Here is a 17,730-nt window from a genome sequence, read left to right as displayed (position 1 = left end):
CTGGCAAAAAGATGAAAAAAACCACTTCGCCGAAATTTCAGGCTATTAGGGCTTCGTTGTTTGCATCAGCCCCACTGCCGTTGTTAGGGTATGACGAGCCAACTCACTTTAAGGTTTCGCAAAAACAAGCATGGATATGACAATACGCTCGGCATTGGTAAAGAACTTTCTCGGGGCGTCCCCCGATTGGTACAAACTGGCCATCATCAGTTTTCTGGTGATCAATCCCTTGGTATTTTTCCTGGTCAGCCCTTTCGTAGCGGGCTGGCTACTGGTTATCGAGTTTATCTTTACGCTGGCGATGGCGCTGAAATGCTACCCGCTACAGCCCGGCGGACTACTGGCCATTGAGGCAGTGTTGATCGGCATGACCAGCCCCGCACACGTCAGCGCGGAAATTGCCAGTAATCTTGAGGTGTTATTGCTGCTGGTGTTTATGGTGGCAGGCATCTACTTTATGAAGCAATTGCTGCTGTTTGTGTTTACCAAACTGCTGCTGAACATCCGCTCAAAGATGCTGCTATCGTTGTCCTTCTGCGTTGCCGCTGCACTGCTCTCTGCCTTCCTGGATGCCCTGACCGTGGTCGCGGTGGTGATCAGCGTCGGCACGGGGTTTTATTCGATCTACCATAACGTCGCCTCCAATCAGAAAATCGATATTAGTGACGATAGTCACCTGGAAGATGCCGACCATAAACAGACGCTGGAACAGTTCCGTGGCTTTCTGCGCAGCCTGCTGATGCATGCGGGCGTCGGCACTGCTCTCGGGGGCGTGATGACCATGGTGGGCGAGCCGCAGAACCTGATCATCGCCAAAAGCGCCGGGTGGGGCTTTGGCGAATTTTTCCTGCGCATGACCCCCGTCACGCTACCGGTGTTCGTTTGCGGTCTGTTGGTTTGCCTGCTGGTTGAACGTTTTGCGGTATTTGGCTACGGCACCAAACTGCCGGACCAGGTGCGTAGCGTACTAAAAGAGTTCGATCGCCAGGCAACGGCCAAGCGTAGCCGCCAGGAAAAAATGAAGTTGGTGGTACAGGCGTTAATCGGCCTCTGGTTGGTGATTGCCTTGGCCTTCCACCTGGCGGAAGTGGGCCTGATTGGCCTCTCGGTGATCATTTTGGCAACCTCGCTGTGCGGCGTAACCGATGAGCATGCGATCGGTAAGGCTTTCCAAGAAGCCCTGCCCTTTACCGCGCTGCTGACGGTGTTCTTCACCGTCGTGGCGGTGATCATTGAACAGCAGCTGTTTACTCCGGTGATCCACTATGTGCTACAAGCACCGCCGAGCTCACAGCTTTCCCTGTTTTATCTGTTCAACGGTCTGCTCTCTTCCGTTTCTGATAACGTTTTTGTCGGTACGGTTTACATTAACGAAGCGCGGGCGGCACTGGCGGACGGAGCAATTTCACTGCAACAGTTCGAACTGTTAGCGGTAGCGATTAACACCGGTACCAATCTGCCTTCGGTGGCTACACCCAACGGGCAGGCTGCTTTCCTGTTCCTGCTGACCTCTGCCCTGGCGCCGTTGGTACGTCTGTCTTATGGCCGCATGATCTGGATGGCATTGCCTTACACGGTGGTGCTGACCCTGGTTGGCCTGCTGTGTGTGCAGCATACTCTGGCACCGGTAACGGACCTGTTTACCCAATGGCAGTGGTTAATGCCGCTACCGCTTGACGCGACGGCCCCAATCGCTGCACATTAGCCGCCATAACCGTCCCTGCAAACGACGATATTTTTCACTGAATCGTCGTTAGATAGCTGGCAGCGGGGATGAATTGGTTTACACTGCCGGTTCAATTGCTTACTGCATGGAAGAATATAGATATGTTGCAATTCTTTAACCGCTGCTCGCAGGGGCGCGGTGCTTGGCTGTTGTTGGCTCTGACTGCATTGGTACTGGAGTTGGCGGCCCTCTATTTTCAGCACGTGATGCTGTTACAGCCTTGCGTAATGTGTATCTACGAACGTGTCGCGCTGTTCGGGATTTTGGGTGCGTCACTGCTTGGTGCATTGGCACCGAAGTCGCCGCTACGCTATGTGGCGATCCTGCTGTGGATTTACAGTGCCTGGGAAGGCCTGCAGTTAGCCTGGAAACACACGATGATCCAGCTGCATCCATCGCCGTTTAATACCTGTGATTTCTTTGTCAGCTTCCCATCTTGGCTGCCGTTAGACAAATGGGCGCCTGCGGTGTTCCACGCATCAGGTGACTGCTCGGTGCGCCAGTGGCAGTTCCTGTCGTTGGAAATGCCTCAGTGGCTGGTGGGGATTTTTGCTGCCTATTTGCTGATCGGGATTGTGGTTCTGCTCAGCCAATTTGTCCGCCAACGTAAACGCGATCTGTTTGGCCGCTAACGCTATAACATCGCAAAAACGGCGCCTAAGGGCGTAATGCCGATCAGTTAAGGATCACTTGAACGATCCAGCCACTGTGTAAGAATCCGTAATCTCTCCAGGGATTACGGATTTTTTTATGTTACTCAGCCAAGCTTTAGATACTGTCCATAAATTCTCCCCACAGGAGTTTGCTGCTCTTGCAGACCTGCTTTCTCCTGAACTGATTGATGAGTGCCTGGCCGACACAGGTATCGTCACCCTGCGCAAGCGCCGCCTCTCCATGGAGATGATGGTCTGGGCTGTCACCGGCATGGCCCTGTTCCGCTCTCACTCCATGAGCCAGTTGGTCTCCCATATGGACATTCTTCTGCCCGGCAACCGGCCTTTTGTTGCACCCAGTGCCATTGTTCAGGCCCGCCAACGGCTCGGGGAGGATGTTATCCGGTTGATGTTCGAAAAAACACGCCAGCTCTGGTTTGAAAAAACACCCTTGTCTCACTGGAACGGACTGACGTTGATGGCAGTAGACGGCACGCTGTGGAGAACACCGGACACACCAGAGAATGATGCTGCTTTTGGCCGTACCGCCAATGTGAACAAGCGGTCCGAATGGCCGCAACTGCGTATGGTCTGCCAGATGGAAGTGACAAGCCATCTGCTGTCTGCCGTTGCCTTCGACAGCGTCTCTGATGCAGGTGAGGCTGAACTTGCAGCCCAGCTTATCGCCAAAACGCCTGACCACTCGTTGACCATTATGGATAAAGGCTTCTATGCCCTGGGCCTGCTGCATCGCTGGCAGTCATCAGGCGAAGAAAGACACTGGATGCTGCCATTACGCAAAGGTGCGCAGTATGAGGTGGTGAGAAACCTGGGGCCCGGACAGAGCCTGGTGACCTTGCGGCTGTCACCCCAGGCGAAAAAGAAATGGCGGGATGCCCCGGAAACCCTGACAGCAAGACTGATAAGTAAGGACGTGGGGGGTAAAACGGTGCAGATACTGACATCGATGTGTGACCCGCTCAGATACCCGAAAGCAGATATCGCAGACCTGTACAGCCACAGGTGGGAGATAGAGCACGGGTTCAGGGAGATGAAACAGCATCTGCTGAATAATGAGCTGACACTGCGGAGTAAAAAGCCGGAGCTGGTGCGTCAGGAACTGTGGGGTGTGGCGCTGGCGTACAATCTGTTGCGCTTTATGATGGGGCAGATGGCGTACAGTCTGAAAGGCGTAGAGCCTTATCAGATGGGCTTTAAACAATCCGCGTTGTATCTGTGCAGCCACTTGCGGTTACTGCCAGGAGTGTCGCCGGGAAAACTGCCAAAAGTCATGGAAGAGATACTGAGCATGGCATCTAGCTTCGTGCTGCCAGGGAGAAGAGCGCGACATTACCCGAGAGCAGTAAAAAAGAGGCCGCAACGTTATCCGTTGCGGCCTCCTTTAAAAGCTTAACTGATAAGCATTACGCCTAAGGGCGCCGTTTTTTATTGCTACTGAGGCTTACCGAGTAGGGCCGCTGCATGCTGCGTCCGTTTGGGTAATCAATGGCATCGTGTGTAGTAGGCAAGCAACATCAAGTATGGGTAAAGTAATACACGAGCACGATCAGTACTCCGGCCACGGCAAATAGGCGTACCATCTTCATCATCACATTCTCATCACAGGCGGAGGTGCCGACAAGCTACCTAAGATTTTGTTTAAAAAGAAGCGTCCACCAGGCGATTATGACGTAATTTACATAACATTAAGTTTTGTTGTGGTTCCCCGCCGATATACCGCCCAATCTTTGGCAATTCTCCCCTTTCAAGCACCGATATATTGGCTACACTTAATCACTGATTGGCCGTTTTTCATTCACCGTATTAATACTTTAGGGCGGATACTAATAAAATGCTGACATATATAAGCCACTCCCCTCATCCGCCCTGATTTATTTACCTTTCCGTTTAACTTTTGTTTAACCTAACTGCCCGGTTAGCACGCTATTTCGGCTATGCTCTGCATGATAAAACGCCTACGTCTACCAAGGCCGCAGGCGCTCAACCACTGAACAGTCGCAGCCAATAAGATAGACAGAGTATTTTGAGCAAGGGATCACTATGTCAGAAAATAAAATCAATCTGCAATCGGCCATCACAACGCTGCCCTATTTAGACTGGAATGCTACCGCCTCTGCTACTCTGGATGCCGTAGCCGAGTTGGAAAGCGGCAAGGTGCTCTATTTCCCTCATCTGGCCTTTAATCTGACCGACGCGGAAAAAACCTTACTCACCCCAGAGTTGGTCGATCCCAAACGCAAAAATATTAGCTATCAGCCAGAACAACAAAAACTGACCGGGGTTGCCCTTGAGGCCAAACGCGAAGCAGTACATAAATTAATGGCTCGGCACTATCAAGCCTGCCAGCATTTAATCGATTCCGTGCTGCCCGAATATCGGCACGCAGTGCAAATGCCCACCAATAGCCTGCGTCTACACCCGATCTCTGCGTGGACAGCCTCGACTTCATGGCGCAAGGACGACCGCCGCCTGCATGTCGATGCGTTCCCTTCTCGCCCCAATTATGGCAACCGTATTTTACGCATCTTCACCAATATCAACCCTCATGGTGAAAGCCGCCAGTGGCGAGTCGGGGAGCCGTTCCCCCAGTTGGCGCAACGTTTTCTGCCACGCCTGAAACGTTATTCGCCCTTTGCCAGTTGGTTGCAGGATAAAGTTGGCATTACCAAAACGCGCCGTAGTCACTACGATCACCTGATGCTGCAAATGCACGATGCGATGAAGGCAGATAAAGACTACCAGGAAAGCGGCCCCCAGCAGGCAGTGGAATTCCCCCCAGGAAGCAGCTGGATCTGTTTTTCCGATCAAACTCCCCATGCTGCTATGGCTGGCCAATATATGCTGGAACAGACCTTTATTTTACCGGTGAGCGCCATGAAAACCCCGCAGCATGCGCCGCTGAACGTCTTGCAAGAGTTGTTACACAAGCCATTGATATAGAAAGCCTGGCTTTTCAGCCGATCCGCGGGTTAATCGCTGGATCGGCCATAACTTCGATCTGTGTCACCCCATTGGGGCAGCAAATTTGGTATATTAATCACGCAGTAGTATGCACATCACCTACTCATTATGGAGGTTGTATGTACAAGACTATCTTAGCGCCCATTGATTTGGCTGAAATCGAGTTAACACAGAAAGTCATTCCCACTATTCATTCACTGGCAAACATCGATTACCCGCATATCCATTTCCTCGCCGTACTCTCCCCTATGCTCTCTTATTATGAATATGGGTTATCGCACCCCGAGCGGTTGCTGCCCAGCGATGATGAACGGATACAGATTGCACTGGCGGAGTTAAAGAAAGCCGTTACGGCGTTTGATATTCCGGAAGGCCGAGTGCACTGTTCGGTAGAGATCGGCGCGCCACGGGATCGGATTTTGAATTTTGCTGATGAGATCAACGCCGATCTGATCGTTGTCGGTTCGCGAAGGCCAAGTATCACCACCTTCTTGCTTGGCACAACGGCATCATCGGTAGTCAGGTATGCCAAAACCTCGGTTTTGGTGGTGCGATAAGACCGCAGACTACGTTCTAAAAAGCGCTAGTAATACGTAGCTGTACGTAATAGTGCTACAGGAGGGAGCCATGCAGAACGCCGACACGCCGTGAATCCATCCCTGGAGGCTCGTATCGCGCGTCCATGCGCTCAACGGTCGGCTAACCTGCATGGCTCCCTCCTGACTTAGCTTAAGGTGTTGCGGTGACAAGCGTAATTATTTGGCCACGGTTTCTGGTTATAACAGCCACTCACCTAGCCCAACTGGGTTTGTTGAGGATATGATCCTGCCAATCCACGACTTCGCTTTCACGCACCGCGATATGGCGTACGGTAATGCGCTCACCGTGCATTGCCGCTTTTGATCCGCTGACCAACGGGTGCCAGTCAAACAAGGGTTTACCCTCGCCGATCAGGCGATAGGCGCAGGTTGGCGGCAGCCAGTCGAACGTGGTGAGGTTTTCGCGCGTCAGCTTGATGCAGTCTTCTTCCAGCTCAAAGCGGCGCTCGTAGTTGCGGCACTGGCAAGATTTGATATTAAGCTGATCGCAGGCCACGTTGGTGAAGTAAATCTCATCGGTATCTTCATCGATCAGCTTGTTCAGACAGCATTGCCCACATCCGTCGCACAGCGATTCCCACTCTGCCTCAGACATTTCGTCCAGCGTCTTCTGTTGCCAAAAAGGGAGTTGTGACATATCGACTTCCGAAAATAGGTAAATGAACAAACCACCTGCAAGCAGGTTCAAGGGGGCACACTATATAGACACTCAGCGCAAAAGGAAACGTTTCCCCGGCTGCCCCTGCCTGCCGCAACGACATCCAACGTGGATAATAACAGTGTAAGGTAGCAAAGAGGTTTCTGCCTGCAACACCCAGAAGGCCCGACAGGCAGAAAAATAAAGCGGGATTAAATCACTCGGGTGCTCAGGGTCTTACCGTTAAGCGAGATTTTCAGCATATCGCCGGAAACCATTGGCCCGACCCCTTGAGGAGTACCGGTCAGAATGATGTCGCCCGCACGCAGCGTAAAGAAACGGCTCATATAGGCAATCAGCGGCAAAATGGGGTTGATCATATCGCGGGTATTGCCCTGCTGGCGCAGTTCGTCATTGATCGACAAAGACAGCTCGGCATTTTGCGGATCGCCAAACTCAGCCACCGGAATAAAGCCGGAGATCGGGCAAGAGCCATCAAATGCCTTGGCTTTTTCCCAAGGTTGACCCGCCTTCTTGAACCCGGCCTGCAGATCGCGCAAGGTCAAATCCAGTGCCACCCCATAGCCCGCAATGGCACGGGCCACGCGATCTTCATTGGCCTGCTTTAATGGGGTACCAATCAGCACCGCCAACTCGACTTCATGATGAATCGACCCCAGCCCCTTGGGGATCGCAACCGGTTGACGAATATCACACAATGCTGTTTCAGGTTTGATAAACAACACCGGCTCAGGCGGGGTGACACTCCCCATCTCCTTGATGTGATCGCTGTAGTTGCTGCCTACGCAAACCACTTTGCTTACCGGGAAATCAAGCAACGCTCCTTGCCAGTCTCTATGTTGATACATACCGCCTCTCCCAACCACAGTGTAGGGGCCAGATAACCTCAGCCCATGATACGTACGGGGTGCCATTCCAGGCACCTGGTAGTTACCGACCTATTGACCGATACCGTCGGCCATCATTCCCACGCTGATCGCGAAATAATACGAACGATTCCAGTGCATGAGAGTACGGAAGTTATCATAAACCAAGAATGCGCGTCCTTGCATATCATCTGGAGCAATCACCCAACTACGCAAACCAGAGGCCGGTAAGGGTGAACCATCCGCTAACACCACTCCTTTTGCCGCCCACCGTTCCTCGCGATGCCCCTGGGCATCTTTCAGCCCCAGTTGGTCAACATTGAATTGCGCGGGCAGTTTGACTTCACGGCCCCAGCCAACCCCAGCCTGCCAACCCTCGGTAGCCAAATAGTTGGCCGTGGAGGCAAACACATCGTCGAGATTATTCCAGATATCGATTTTACCGTCGCCATCTCCATCTGCGGCATAGGTCAAAAACGAGGTTGGCATAAACTGGCTCTGCCCCATCGCCCCCGCCCAGGACCCTTTCAGGTTGCCCGCATCAACGTGACCCTGCTCAATAATCTGTAAGGCCGCCATCAGCTGTTTGGAAAAGAACGCTTCGCGCCGGCCTTCAAACGCCAGCGTCGCCAACGCAGAAACAACATCTTCCTTACCCTGTATCTTGCCAAAGGCACTTTCCATACCCCATAGCGCGACAATGTATTGTTCCGGAACGCCATAACGCGCCGTCACTCGCGCCAGCTGTGGCTGATATTGCTGAAGCATCTCGCGGCCCCGCTGGATCTTCCACGCGGGCAACACACGGCTGAGGTAATCATCCAGCGTGATCTTCTTTTCCAACTGATTGCGATCGGCATTAATCACCCGATCGACAAAATGCGCGTTGGCAAAGGCAGCCTCAACGGTAGCCGCAGGTATACCCTGCTTGATGGCCCGGCGCTTCAATTGTTCCACATAAGCCGGGAACTCCGCCGGATCACGCCCGGTTTCTGCCAGCGTGCTCCCGGTTGGCTGCGTTGCTGGCGCGGGAGCTGCCCCCACCTGTTTAACGCAGCCAGCCAAAAGGAGCAGCGTTAGCATTATCGACATCTTCTTCATGATTTTCCCTACCTGTGACGACCTGCCGCCAGATGCAGATGATGCTTAAAAGCTGGCGTTAACACAGGGTTGAAAATCGACGCCCGGTTATTTTTTGGCGTCAGACAAATGAAGGTTTAATAGGTTTTCCACCGGCGGTGGGAACTGCAGATAAAACCCTTCCTGCTTTAGGGCTTCTTTCACCTTCTCGATATCCGCTGAGGCCAATTTCTTACGCCCGTCGAGCGACAGCATCATGGCATACTGCGGAGTGCCAAAACTTTTCATCAGATCTTCCGGCACCCGAGAGAAATCGTCTTTTTTTTCGACATAAAGATAAGTCTGATCGCGCTTGGCACTTCTATAGATGACACAAAACATTTTTAAAACTCTATTTAATTGAGGCAGCGTCTTGCCTGGATATAACTCTGACTATAACATGCTTATAGTACTTCGGAATATCGCACCCCGAGTGGTATTCCGGGGATTTAAGTTGCTGAGACTGAGTCAGGATAGATGTCACAATCGCCAATTGAGCTAAAAGGCAGCAGTTTTACCCTATCGGTGGTTCATTTACATAATTGCGACCCCGAGGTAATACGCCAGGCACTGCAAGAAAAGGTGGAACAAGCGCCAGCTTTTCTCAAAAATGCCCCTGTTGTTATTAATGTTGCTACGCTGAACGGCGACGCAGACTGGAAAGAAATTCAACGGGCTGTCACTGCGGCTGGGCTGCGCGTGGTCGGCATCAGCGGTTGCAAAGATGAGCGGCAGAAACGGTCCATCGCCCGCGCCGGTTTGCCACTGCTCAATGAAGGTAAAGGCCAGAAGGCGGCCCCACCGGCTCCGGTGATCGCGCCAGTACCTGATAATGCCCCAGCCAAAACGCGCATCATCAGTACTCCTGTCCGTTCAGGTCAACAGATTTACGCCCGTAACAGCGATTTGATCGTCACCAGCAGCGTCAGTGCCGGTGCCGAACTGATTGCCGACGGCAATATTCATATTTACGGTAGCATGCGTGGCCGCGCACTGGCTGGCGCCTCTGGCGATACCCAGTGTCAGATTTTTTGCACGCACCTGGGTGCTGAGCTAGTCTCTATCGCAGGGCAGTACTGGTTGAGCGATCAGATCCCGTCCGAGTACCTCGGGCAGGCAGCAAGGCTCAGCCTGTTGGATAATGCTTTAACCATACAACCTTTAAATTAAGCCCTTTTGACAAGGAATCCATTTCATGGCACGCATTATTGTTGTTACATCGGGTAAAGGGGGCGTTGGCAAGACCACATCAAGTGCGGCCATTGCGACCGGCTTGGCCCAGAAAGGCAAGAAAACCGTGGTGATCGACTTTGATATCGGTCTGCGTAATCTTGACCTCATCATGGGGTGTGAGCGCCGGGTCGTTTACGATTTCGTGAACGTTATCCAAGGTGACGCCACGCTGAACCAGGCGTTAATCAAAGACAAGCGCACCGACAACCTCTACATTCTGCCCGCTTCGCAAACCCGTGACAAAGACGCACTGACCCGTGAAGGCGTGGAAAAAATCCTCGGCGATCTTGACGAGATGGCCTTCGAATTTGTGGTTTGCGACTCACCCGCAGGGATCGAATCCGGTGCTTTGATGGCGCTGTATTTTGCCGATGAAGCCATCATCACCACCAACCCGGAAGTGTCTTCAGTACGTGACTCCGACCGTATCCTGGGCATTCTGGCTTCCAAATCGCGCCGTGCCGAGAGAGGGGAATCCCCGATCAAGGAACATCTGCTGCTAACCCGTTACAACCCGGGCCGCGTCAGCCGTGGCGACATGTTGAGCATGGAAGACGTGCTGGAAATCCTGCGTATCCCGCTACTTGGCGTGATCCCGGAAGATCAGTCGGTATTACGTGCCTCTAACCAGGGTGAACCTGTTATTCTTGATAGTGAGTCCGATGCCGGCAAGGCCTATGACGATACCGTTCACCGCCTGTTAGGGGAAGAACGCCCGTTCCGCTTCATCGAAGAAGAGAAAAAGGGCTTCCTGAAACGCCTTTTTGGGGGATAAACCATGGCTCTGTTAGACTTCTTTCTGTCCCGCAAAAAATCAACAGCCAGTGTAGCCAAGGAACGGCTACAGATTATCGTCGCAGAACGTCGTCGTGGGGACAGCGAACCCCACTATCTGCCTGATTTAAAGCGCGATATTCTAGCGGTAATTTGTAAATACATTCAGATCGACCCCGAAATGCTGCACGTGCAATTCGAGCAGAAAGGGGACGATATTTCGGTACTTGAACTGAACGTGACGCTACCGGAATCGGAAGAAACGCCTAAATGATTGCGATGCAATGAGTGCCCCCTGTATATTTTTATACAGGGGGCAACTGTATATTCGTCCAGTTATAAACGCGCGCGCAAAAATAAAAACTCCGCGCTATTGAGACTACTCTCAGTTCTTTTTGACACCACTTTCTTTATGGTGAAGGCTGGCGATTAATATTTTCTTCGCCTTATTTTTAGCGAGATAAAACGGAACAGTTTGATTTAAACTGCCCCGCCCGATCTTTAACGATTAATAATCCTGTAGGATCGCCTGCAACGGCGCGGCCAATAGCTCACCACGCCAACCACGGATTAACTCAGGCTGTGACTCGCTCTCTTTCAATTTCCAGTGCCAATTCAGCAACTGGTTAATCTGCCGCCGCGAAGCCAGCAGTTCGACGCTAAGGCCACTCTGCTCACTTACCAACGTAATGGCAGCCTTAATCTCCTTGAACACTTTCTTATAGCCAGGATGATCGACCAGGTTACTCAACGGTGCCGGCAAAGCTGATTCTTCGAGAGCGTTAGCCTCCGCCACCAGCGCCACCAGGGTTTTACCATGATAGCGGATCTCCGGACCACTCAGCCCCAGCGCCTCCAGTTCACCCAGCGAACCCGGCATATAGCGCGCCACGGCCCATAGGTTCTCTTCACGCACGACAAAGTTCACCGCCAGATCGCGTTCACGCGCCTGACGTAAACGCCACTCGGCCAGTTTTTGCAGGCAAGCCAACTGACGCGGACGTAACTGCCAGGCATTGGTGATTTCGCGATAGGCCAATTCCGGCGCCAGCGCCTCACTGCGCCGTTGGCAGAGCAAGCGGCACTCGTTATCGGCTGCAGCGGTCCAACCCGCTTCCTCGGTCTCCTGCACCAGTTGCTTGGCCATCGGCAACAGGTAGAACACATCAGCTGCGGCATAAACGCATTGGCGCTCGGTCAATGGCCGCGCCAGCCAGTCGGTACGCGATTCACTCTTATCGAGATCGACCTGCATATACTCCGTCACCAGCTTGGCAAAGCCACAGGACAGCGTATGGCCGCTGAAGGCCGCCAGGATTTGAGTGTCGACCATCGGTGTCGGCAGCGTCTTGAAGGCATTCAGAAACACCTCCAGATCTTCGCTACCGGCGTGCAGAAATTTCACTACGGCGGTATCGGCCAGCAGGTCGATAAAGGGTTGCCACTGCTTGATGGGGAGAGGATCGATCAGGGAAAGTTGTTCACCATCATATAACTGGATCAGGCCTAACTGCGGATAATAGGTACGCGTGCGGACGAACTCGGTATCCAGCGCCACCTGGGCGTAGTTTCTTGCCTGCTCGCAGACCTGCTGCAATCCGGCGTCGGTAGTGATCAACTGATAATTCAAAACATCATTCTCTTGGTCATTTTTAGGATTCAAACACAACAACGCCGGCTTATTCACCGGCGCTGTTGAAAAGGGGAGCAACGATTGGCCTAGGCGGCATCGTCAGCCTTGGGCTTTTTCTGTTCGTCACGCAGTTCCCGTCGTAAGATTTTGCCGACGTTCGACTTCGGCAACTCGTCACGGAACTCAACAATTTTTGGCACTTTATACCCTGTCAGGTGCCGACGGCAATGGGTTAGCAACTCTTCTTTGGTGAGTGTCTGATCTTTCTTCACCACACAAATCTTCACCGCTTCACCCGAAGCATCGCTGGGTACCCCGATGGCCGCACATTCCAGCACTTTCGGATGCTGGCTAACGATCTCTTCGATCTCGTTCGGATAGACGTTAAAACCAGAAACCAGGATCATATCTTTCTTGCGGTCAACGATGCGGATAAAGCCCTCTTCATCCACGGTAACCACATCCCCAGTCGCCAGCCAGCCATCGCGCAACACTTCGTCCGTCGCTTCAGGGCGTTGCCAATAGCCTAACATAACTTGCGGCCCTTTAACCCAAAGTTCACCGGGTTGACCGACCGGCACATCTTTGCCTTCATCATCCACCAGACGGATATCGGTAGATGGCACCGGCAGGCCAATGCTGCCGCTGTAGTGTTTCAAATCATGCGGGTTGCCAGAGACCAGCGGAGAGCACTCCGTCAGCCCATAGCCTTCCAGCAAATGATGGCCGGTCAGCTTTTCCCACTTTTCCGCCACCGATTTCTGCACCGACATCCCTCCGCCAACGGAAAGCCGCAGCGTGGAGAAGTCCAGCTTCTGGAAATCTTCATTGTTCAATAACGCATTAAACAGGGTATTTACCCCGGTCATGGCGCTGAACGGGTATTTTGCCAGCTCCTTCACCAGGCCCGGAATATCACGTGGGTTGGTGATCAGCAGGCTACGGCCGCCCAACTCGATAAACAGTAGGCAGTTCACCGTCAACGCAAAGATGTGATACAGCGGCAAGGCGGTGACTACCAACTCCTGCCCTTCACGCAGTAACGGCACATAAGCCGCTTTGGCCTGTACCAGATTGGCCTGCATGTTGCGGTGGGTCAGCATCGCTCCTTTTGCCACGCCGGTTGTACCGCCGGTATACTGCAGGAAGGCCAGATCGGTATTGATAATATCTGGCTTCACGTATTGCAGGCGGCGGCCACGCTGCAACGCGCTGCGAAACGAGATGGCGTCCGGCAGGTCGTACTTGGGCACCAGTCGCTTGATGTACTTCACCACAAAGTTGACCAACGTGCCTTTGGCGGCGGAGAGCTGGTCGCCCATGCGGGTCAGGATAACGTGTTTAACCTGGGTTTTGAACACCACCTTTTCCAAGGTGTGGGCAAAATTGGAAACGATGACAATCGCGCTGGCACCGCTGTCGTTCAGTTGATGTTCCAACTCACGAGGGGTATACAGCGGGTTGACGTTAACCACCACCATCCCCGCCCGTAAAATACCGAACAGGGCGATCGGGTATTGCAACAGGTTGGGCATCATCAGCGCCACACGGTCGCCTTTTTTCAGCCCCAACTCGTTTTGCAGGTAGGCGGCAAACGCTCGGCTGCGCTCTTCCAGCTTGCGGAAGGTCATCACCTCACCCATGTTGATAAAGGCGGGTTGATCCGCGTAACGGGCAACCGCATTCTCAAACATTTCGATCAGGGATGAGTATTGATCGGCATCGATTTCTGCCGGAACATCCGCCGGGTAACGTTTTAACCAGACCTTTTCCAAGCTATTACTCCTGAAATCATTACTAATTATCATCGCAGCCCCCAAAATTGCAGCCAAACTTTAACAATATTTTAACTCAGCGTACCAGTTTGGGTTTTAAACAATATTCAGGTTGCGATGTGCGTCACTAATTGCCGACGCAACCGCACAACAAAAAAAGTTAAGGCGGCCATTAAGCCGCCCTAAAGTATAAAAACTATCCTACTTGCCGAAGCCTCAGATCTGCGTCCTTACTCCGTAACGAAAGTTTGCACCTGCGCCGGACCTGGATTATACCAGCCATAACCCCCGCCCCAACCTGGGCCCCATGGGCCATTATGCCAGCCCCACGGCCCCATTGGCTGTGGTGGCATCACAATCTGCTGAGCGATTCGCCAACGCTTGAAACCGGTCGCATCCATGGTGACAAAGCGGTAAGGCGTCATGCCAATCTTACCGTCCCGTAGGCCGGTGATCGGCCCAACTACGGTGACCAGTTGCCCTCTGAAGTCGACCGGGTCGAGGAAGCCGTTAACCGAAGCCAGCAAACGGCCTTGCGAAGGTTCCCCCAATATCGGGCGAGCGCCAGAATCCAGCGGCACCGCCGCAATCTCCAGAATGGTACGCCCACGTTCATTAGCCACCGCAACCACGGTACCGCCGAAGCGTGCCTCCGCGCCGGTAAACTGTTTCGGCGCGTTTTGCACCACCGACAGTCGATCGACCGGCGTGGGGCTGGTGCCTTGGATGGCATCAGGAATGGTCACACAGCCAGAGAGTGCCAATACGCTGCTTGCGATTGCCAGCGTTAACAGCTTTTTACTCACAGTACGGGTTAAGATCATCGCAATCTCCTGAATTAGCTGTAACTTCGACAACGTTCATCAGTGCAAGTTGCAGGCGGAGCTGTTTTCTATCGGCGGCAACTTTAGATTAACTATAGGAAACTATTCGCGTCCCGGTAGCTTCTTCCATGTCACTTCGTTACGCAAATAGGTCGGCTCAGCATTTTCCACGCTAACCGCCAAGCCTTGCTGCCAGGCCTGTAGTGCCAGAGGCAGCATATCTTCGGCCTGCGGCAACAGCATTTTCCCATCGGTAACGTTCAGCGAGGAACCTGCAACCAAATCTGGGTAGGTTTGCCAACCGGTCCCCACATGGGCCCAATCACCTTGCAAATGCTGCGCTCGCTCCAGAGCCTGCTGTGGAGACAGCACCGCTTCCCCTGCGCTTTCCAGCCACTGGCCATCAAGCTGGCGTTCAAACTGGCCCCAATAGACCTCGCCCATACGGGCATCGATCGCTGCCAACACTCGCTGCGCGCCGGTCATGCGCCAGGCACCTTGCGCCATGGTTTGCAGCGTGGAGATCCCAAGCATCGGCAGTTCGGCGCCGAGCGCCAGCCCTTGGGCAATACCAATGCCGATACGCACGCCGGTAAAGCTCCCAGGGCCACGGCCAAAGGCCAAGGCATCGAGCTGTGAAAGGGATAATCCGGATTCGGCCAGCACCTGCTGCACCAGCGGCAAAATGCGCTGGGTATGCTCGCGTGGGCACAGTTCAAATAGGGCGTGAACTTCGCCTTGATTCCAGATAGCGACAGAACATGCTTCCGTCGCCGTATCGATCGCTAAAATTCGCGTGGACATGCCAAACCTCAGGCGGGAAATATCAGTGGTTTCATACAGGGCGCGCATTGTAGCACACCCCAGAAGTCGCGCCTATTCACCCTTGAGGAAGGCAATAGCCTGCGCAAGATCGCGGGTACGTGGCGTTGGTGGCAGGCTGTTGAGAAACACTTCACCATAAGGGCGCATCACCAGGCGGTTATCACAAATCACCAGCACGCCCCGATCGTCGGTATCGCGGATCAGACGGCCAACCCCCTGCTTGAGCGTAATCACTGCATCGGGCAGTTGCACATCATTGAACGGGTCACCGCCGCGTAAACGGCAATCTTCAATGCGCGCCTTCAGCAACGGATCGTCCGGCGAGGTAAACGGCAGCTTATCGATAATCACGCAAGAGAGCGCATCACCGCGCACGTCAACCCCTTCCCAGAAGCTGCTGGTTGCCACCAGTAACGCATTGCCCGCTTCGACAAACTGCGCCAACAGTTGACCCTTGCTGGTTTCCCCTTGCAACAGCACCGGCAGCGTCAAGGTGGCGCGGAACTCTTCAGCCAGCTCACGCATCATCTGATGCGAGGTGCAGAGGAAGAAACAGCGGCCCTGGTTGGCCTCAATCATTGGCCGCAGCATTCGGGCCAGTTGTCGTGCCCCACCGGGTTGATTCGGCGAGGGCAGGAAACGTGGCACGCAAAGCAGCGCCTGATTGGCATAGTCAAACGGGCTGGGTAGCAGTAGAGTTTTGGCCTTATTCAGCCCCAAGCGATCGGTAAAGTGACCCATTTGCTCATTCACCGACAGCGTTGCTGAGGTGAAAATCCAGCTACCCGGTTTTTCATCCAGCATCTCGCGGAAGCGGTCTGATACCGTCAATGGCGTTAGCGCCAACACAAAACTGCGTGAGTTGCATTCATACCAATAGCTGAAACCGGGTTCGTTGACCTCTTTGAGCCGTTTCAGGCGAGCGCGGAACTGCGTAGCACGTTCAAAGGCAGCATCCAGCAACGCCGAACGGCCCAGGGAAAGCTTGACCACGTCGTAACACAGTTCCAAAGCATCATCGAGCAACAGCAAGGCGCGCTGGACGTTAGGCTGAGTTAGCACCTCACGAAGGTTACCGCGAAAACCCGGTTCCCCCAGCGCTAAACGGAAATCCTGCGTGCTCTGGCTGAGGCGATCGGCGCTCTTTTGCAGCTGTGCGCTGTCGCGTACCTCGGTACGGTAAGCAATGGTGATATCTTTGGCCAGATCCATCAGTTGGCGGCTGGTGAGCTGCTTGCCGAAGTATTGGCTGGCGATATCCGGAATTTGATGCGCTTCGTCGAAGATCATCACGTCCGCCTCCGGGATCAGTTCGGCAAAACCGCCCTCCTTGACCACCATATCCGCCAGAAACAGATGATGGTTAACCACCACCACGTCGGCATCCATTGCCCGGCGCCGTGCCTTGACCACGAAGCACTCTTTATACAGCGGGCAATCACTGCCCAGACAGTTATCGTTGGTGCTGGTCACCAGCGGCCAGACAAAGCTGTCTTCCGCCACATCGCTGCAGGAGCTGATATCCCCTTCTTCCGTCAGGGTTGACCAACTGCGCAGCCGCACCAGATCGATCAGCGTCTGGCCAGCCAGTTCGCCACCAGCCATGGATTGCTGCTCCAGGCGTTCCAGGCACAGATAGTTGGAACGCCCCTTCAGCAGCGCCAGCTTGCCTTTGTATTTTAATGCCTTGGCCACGGTGGGCAGATCGCGAGCGTAAAGCTGATCCTGCAAGGCCTTGGAGCCGGTGGAAATAATCACCTTGCGCTTTGAACGCAGCGCCGGTGCCAGATAGGCGTAGGTTTTACCGGTGCCGGTTCCTGCCTCGACGACCAGTTCCTGTTTGAAATTGATGGCTTCCGTTACCGCCTCTGCCATCAATCTTTGCGGTTCACGGGGTTTGAACCCTTTAATTGCCTGCGCCAATGCGCCTTCTGGTGCGAAATCGTCTGCCACGCTATCTCTCTGCCGGTATCATTCAGCGGTGATTATGCCAAGCCTGCCACGCCGCTACCACCGACTTTATCCGCACACACATCCGTTCCCGGCTGTGATACGCTTATGAC

General features: G+C 53.6%; 17 protein-coding genes. 8 read left to right on the top strand and 9 right to left on the bottom strand.

Going from position 1 to position 17,730, the window contains the following annotated elements; all coding sequences use genetic code 11:
• Positions 1-130 precede the first annotated feature (130 nt).
• The 5 genes from nhaB to ACMV5I_RS14470 all read left to right on the top strand — a co-directional run bounded on the left by nhaB (position 131) and on the right by ACMV5I_RS14470 (position 5,918).
• Positions 131-1,705 carry a sodium/proton antiporter NhaB gene (gene nhaB, locus ACMV5I_RS14490; protein ID WP_414824639.1) on the top strand — a complete coding sequence of 525 codons (1,575 nt, stop codon included), beginning with the start codon at positions 131-133 and terminating at the stop codon, positions 1,703-1,705.
• Between the two features lie 122 nt (positions 1,706-1,827).
• On the top strand, positions 1,828-2,358 hold the full coding sequence (gene dsbB, locus ACMV5I_RS14485; RefSeq protein ID WP_021181182.1) for a disulfide bond formation protein DsbB: 531 nt from the start codon (positions 1,828-1,830) through the stop codon (positions 2,356-2,358).
• 118 nt (positions 2,359-2,476) lie between these two features.
• A complete protein-coding gene (locus ACMV5I_RS14480) occupies positions 2,477-3,793 on the top strand; it encodes an IS4 family transposase (protein WP_414824638.1) in 1,317 nt (438 codons plus the stop codon).
• A gap of 647 nt (positions 3,794-4,440) precedes the next feature.
• Entirely contained in the window at positions 4,441-5,340 is a 900-nt protein-coding gene (locus ACMV5I_RS14475) for a Kdo hydroxylase family protein (RefSeq protein ID WP_174333561.1), read from the top strand.
• Between the two features lie 140 nt (positions 5,341-5,480).
• Complete coding sequence (locus ACMV5I_RS14470; protein WP_202672669.1) at positions 5,481-5,918, top strand: universal stress protein; 438 nt, start codon at positions 5,481-5,483, stop codon at positions 5,916-5,918.
• Between the two features lie 232 nt (positions 5,919-6,150).
• On the opposite strand, the gene ACMV5I_RS14465 is transcribed toward ACMV5I_RS14470, so the two are convergent.
• The 4 genes from ACMV5I_RS14465 to ACMV5I_RS14450 all read right to left on the bottom strand — a co-directional run bounded on the left by ACMV5I_RS14465 (position 6,151) and on the right by ACMV5I_RS14450 (position 8,945).
• Positions 6,151-6,597, bottom strand: a complete 447-nt coding sequence (locus ACMV5I_RS14465; RefSeq protein ID WP_021181179.1) for a YcgN family cysteine cluster protein — start codon at positions 6,595-6,597, stop codon at positions 6,151-6,153.
• 212 nt (positions 6,598-6,809) lie between these two features.
• Positions 6,810-7,466, bottom strand: a complete 657-nt coding sequence (locus ACMV5I_RS14460; RefSeq protein ID WP_024486626.1) for a fumarylacetoacetate hydrolase family protein — start codon at positions 7,464-7,466, stop codon at positions 6,810-6,812.
• A gap of 90 nt (positions 7,467-7,556) precedes the next feature.
• Positions 7,557-8,567, bottom strand: coding sequence for a lytic murein transglycosylase (locus ACMV5I_RS14455; protein ID WP_414824637.1), 1,011 nt, complete (start codon positions 8,565-8,567; stop codon positions 7,557-7,559).
• Between the two features lie 105 nt (positions 8,568-8,672).
• Complete coding sequence (locus ACMV5I_RS14450; RefSeq protein ID WP_021181176.1) at positions 8,673-8,945, bottom strand: YcgL domain-containing protein; 273 nt, start codon at positions 8,943-8,945, stop codon at positions 8,673-8,675.
• Positions 8,946-9,080: 135 nt separating this feature from the next.
• On the opposite strand from ACMV5I_RS14450, the gene minC reads away from it, so the two are divergent.
• Genes minC through minE form a run of 3 tightly spaced genes read left to right on the top strand, consistent with a single transcriptional unit; the run spans position 9,081 to position 10,884 of the window.
• Positions 9,081-9,773 carry a septum site-determining protein MinC gene (minC, locus tag ACMV5I_RS14445; protein ID WP_121607016.1) on the top strand — a complete coding sequence of 231 codons (693 nt, stop codon included), beginning with the start codon at positions 9,081-9,083 and terminating at the stop codon, positions 9,771-9,773.
• Positions 9,774-9,798: 25 nt separating this feature from the next.
• Entirely contained in the window at positions 9,799-10,611 is an 813-nt protein-coding gene (minD, locus tag ACMV5I_RS14440) for a septum site-determining protein MinD (RefSeq protein ID WP_024486629.1), read from the top strand.
• Positions 10,612-10,614: 3 nt separating this feature from the next.
• Positions 10,615-10,884 (top strand): cell division topological specificity factor MinE, encoded by a 270-nt coding sequence (gene minE / locus ACMV5I_RS14435; RefSeq protein WP_021181173.1) that lies wholly within the window; start codon positions 10,615-10,617, stop codon positions 10,882-10,884.
• A 234-nt stretch (positions 10,885-11,118) separates the two neighbouring features.
• Here minE and rnd read toward each other — a convergent pair whose 3' ends face one another.
• From rnd to ACMV5I_RS14410, 5 genes are all read right to left on the bottom strand, one after another.
• Positions 11,119-12,240, bottom strand: coding sequence for a ribonuclease D (rnd, locus tag ACMV5I_RS14430; protein ID WP_414824636.1), 1,122 nt, complete (start codon positions 12,238-12,240; stop codon positions 11,119-11,121).
• 89 nt (positions 12,241-12,329) lie between these two features.
• On the bottom strand, positions 12,330-14,018 hold the full coding sequence (gene fadD, locus ACMV5I_RS14425; protein WP_121607018.1) for a long-chain-fatty-acid--CoA ligase FadD: 1,689 nt from the start codon (positions 14,016-14,018) through the stop codon (positions 12,330-12,332).
• 230 nt (positions 14,019-14,248) lie between these two features.
• Complete coding sequence (locus ACMV5I_RS14420; RefSeq protein ID WP_046808505.1) at positions 14,249-14,839, bottom strand: Slp family lipoprotein; 591 nt, start codon at positions 14,837-14,839, stop codon at positions 14,249-14,251.
• 105 nt (positions 14,840-14,944) lie between these two features.
• Entirely contained in the window at positions 14,945-15,646 is a 702-nt protein-coding gene (tsaB, locus tag ACMV5I_RS14415; protein WP_411754939.1) for a tRNA (adenosine(37)-N6)-threonylcarbamoyltransferase complex dimerization subunit type 1 TsaB, read from the bottom strand.
• A 72-nt stretch (positions 15,647-15,718) separates the two neighbouring features.
• The gene (locus tag ACMV5I_RS14410; RefSeq protein ID WP_121607019.1) at positions 15,719-17,620 is read right to left on the bottom strand and encodes an ATP-dependent DNA helicase; all 1,902 of its coding nucleotides are present in this window, start codon (positions 17,618-17,620) and stop codon (positions 15,719-15,721) included.
• Between the last annotated feature and the right edge of the window lie 110 nt (positions 17,621-17,730).

It is taken from the genome of Serratia sp. T13T92 (assembly GCF_047530105.1).
In the GTDB taxonomy this organism is placed as follows: domain Bacteria; phylum Pseudomonadota; class Gammaproteobacteria; order Enterobacterales; family Enterobacteriaceae; genus Chania; species Chania fonticola.
Note: the sequence above shows the minus strand (reverse complement) of the source record. Positions and strands in the feature narration are given on the sequence as shown.

Bases quoted from the DNA above. Each gene is read 5' to 3' on its own strand.
- ACMV5I_RS14475 (WP_174333561.1), top strand. From the start codon at position 4,441: ATGTCAGAAAATAAAATCAATCTGCAATCGGCCATCACAACGCTGCCC.
- minE (WP_021181173.1), top strand. From the start codon at position 10,615: ATGGCTCTGTTAGACTTCTTTCTGTCCCGCAAAAAATCAACAGCCAGT.
- minC (WP_121607016.1), top strand. From the start codon at position 9,081: ATGTCACAATCGCCAATTGAGCTAAAAGGCAGCAGTTTTACCCTATCG.
- ACMV5I_RS14450 (WP_021181176.1), bottom strand. From the start codon at position 8,945: ATGTTTTGTGTCATCTATAGAAGTGCCAAGCGCGATCAGACTTATCTT.
- ACMV5I_RS14460 (WP_024486626.1), bottom strand. From the start codon at position 7,466: ATGTATCAACATAGAGACTGGCAAGGAGCGTTGCTTGATTTCCCGGTA.
- dsbB (WP_021181182.1), top strand. From the start codon at position 1,828: ATGTTGCAATTCTTTAACCGCTGCTCGCAGGGGCGCGGTGCTTGGCTG.
- ACMV5I_RS14470 (WP_202672669.1), top strand. From the start codon at position 5,481: ATGTACAAGACTATCTTAGCGCCCATTGATTTGGCTGAAATCGAGTTA.
- ACMV5I_RS14480 (WP_414824638.1), top strand. From the start codon at position 2,477: ATGTTACTCAGCCAAGCTTTAGATACTGTCCATAAATTCTCCCCACAG.
- minD (WP_024486629.1), top strand. From the start codon at position 9,799: ATGGCACGCATTATTGTTGTTACATCGGGTAAAGGGGGCGTTGGCAAG.
- ACMV5I_RS14465 (WP_021181179.1), bottom strand. From the start codon at position 6,597: ATGTCACAACTCCCTTTTTGGCAACAGAAGACGCTGGACGAAATGTCT.
- tsaB (WP_411754939.1), bottom strand. From the start codon at position 15,646: ATGTCCACGCGAATTTTAGCGATCGATACGGCGACGGAAGCATGTTCT.
- nhaB (WP_414824639.1), top strand. From the start codon at position 131: ATGGATATGACAATACGCTCGGCATTGGTAAAGAACTTTCTCGGGGCG.
- ACMV5I_RS14455 (WP_414824637.1), bottom strand. From the start codon at position 8,567: ATGCTAACGCTGCTCCTTTTGGCTGGCTGCGTTAAACAGGTGGGGGCA.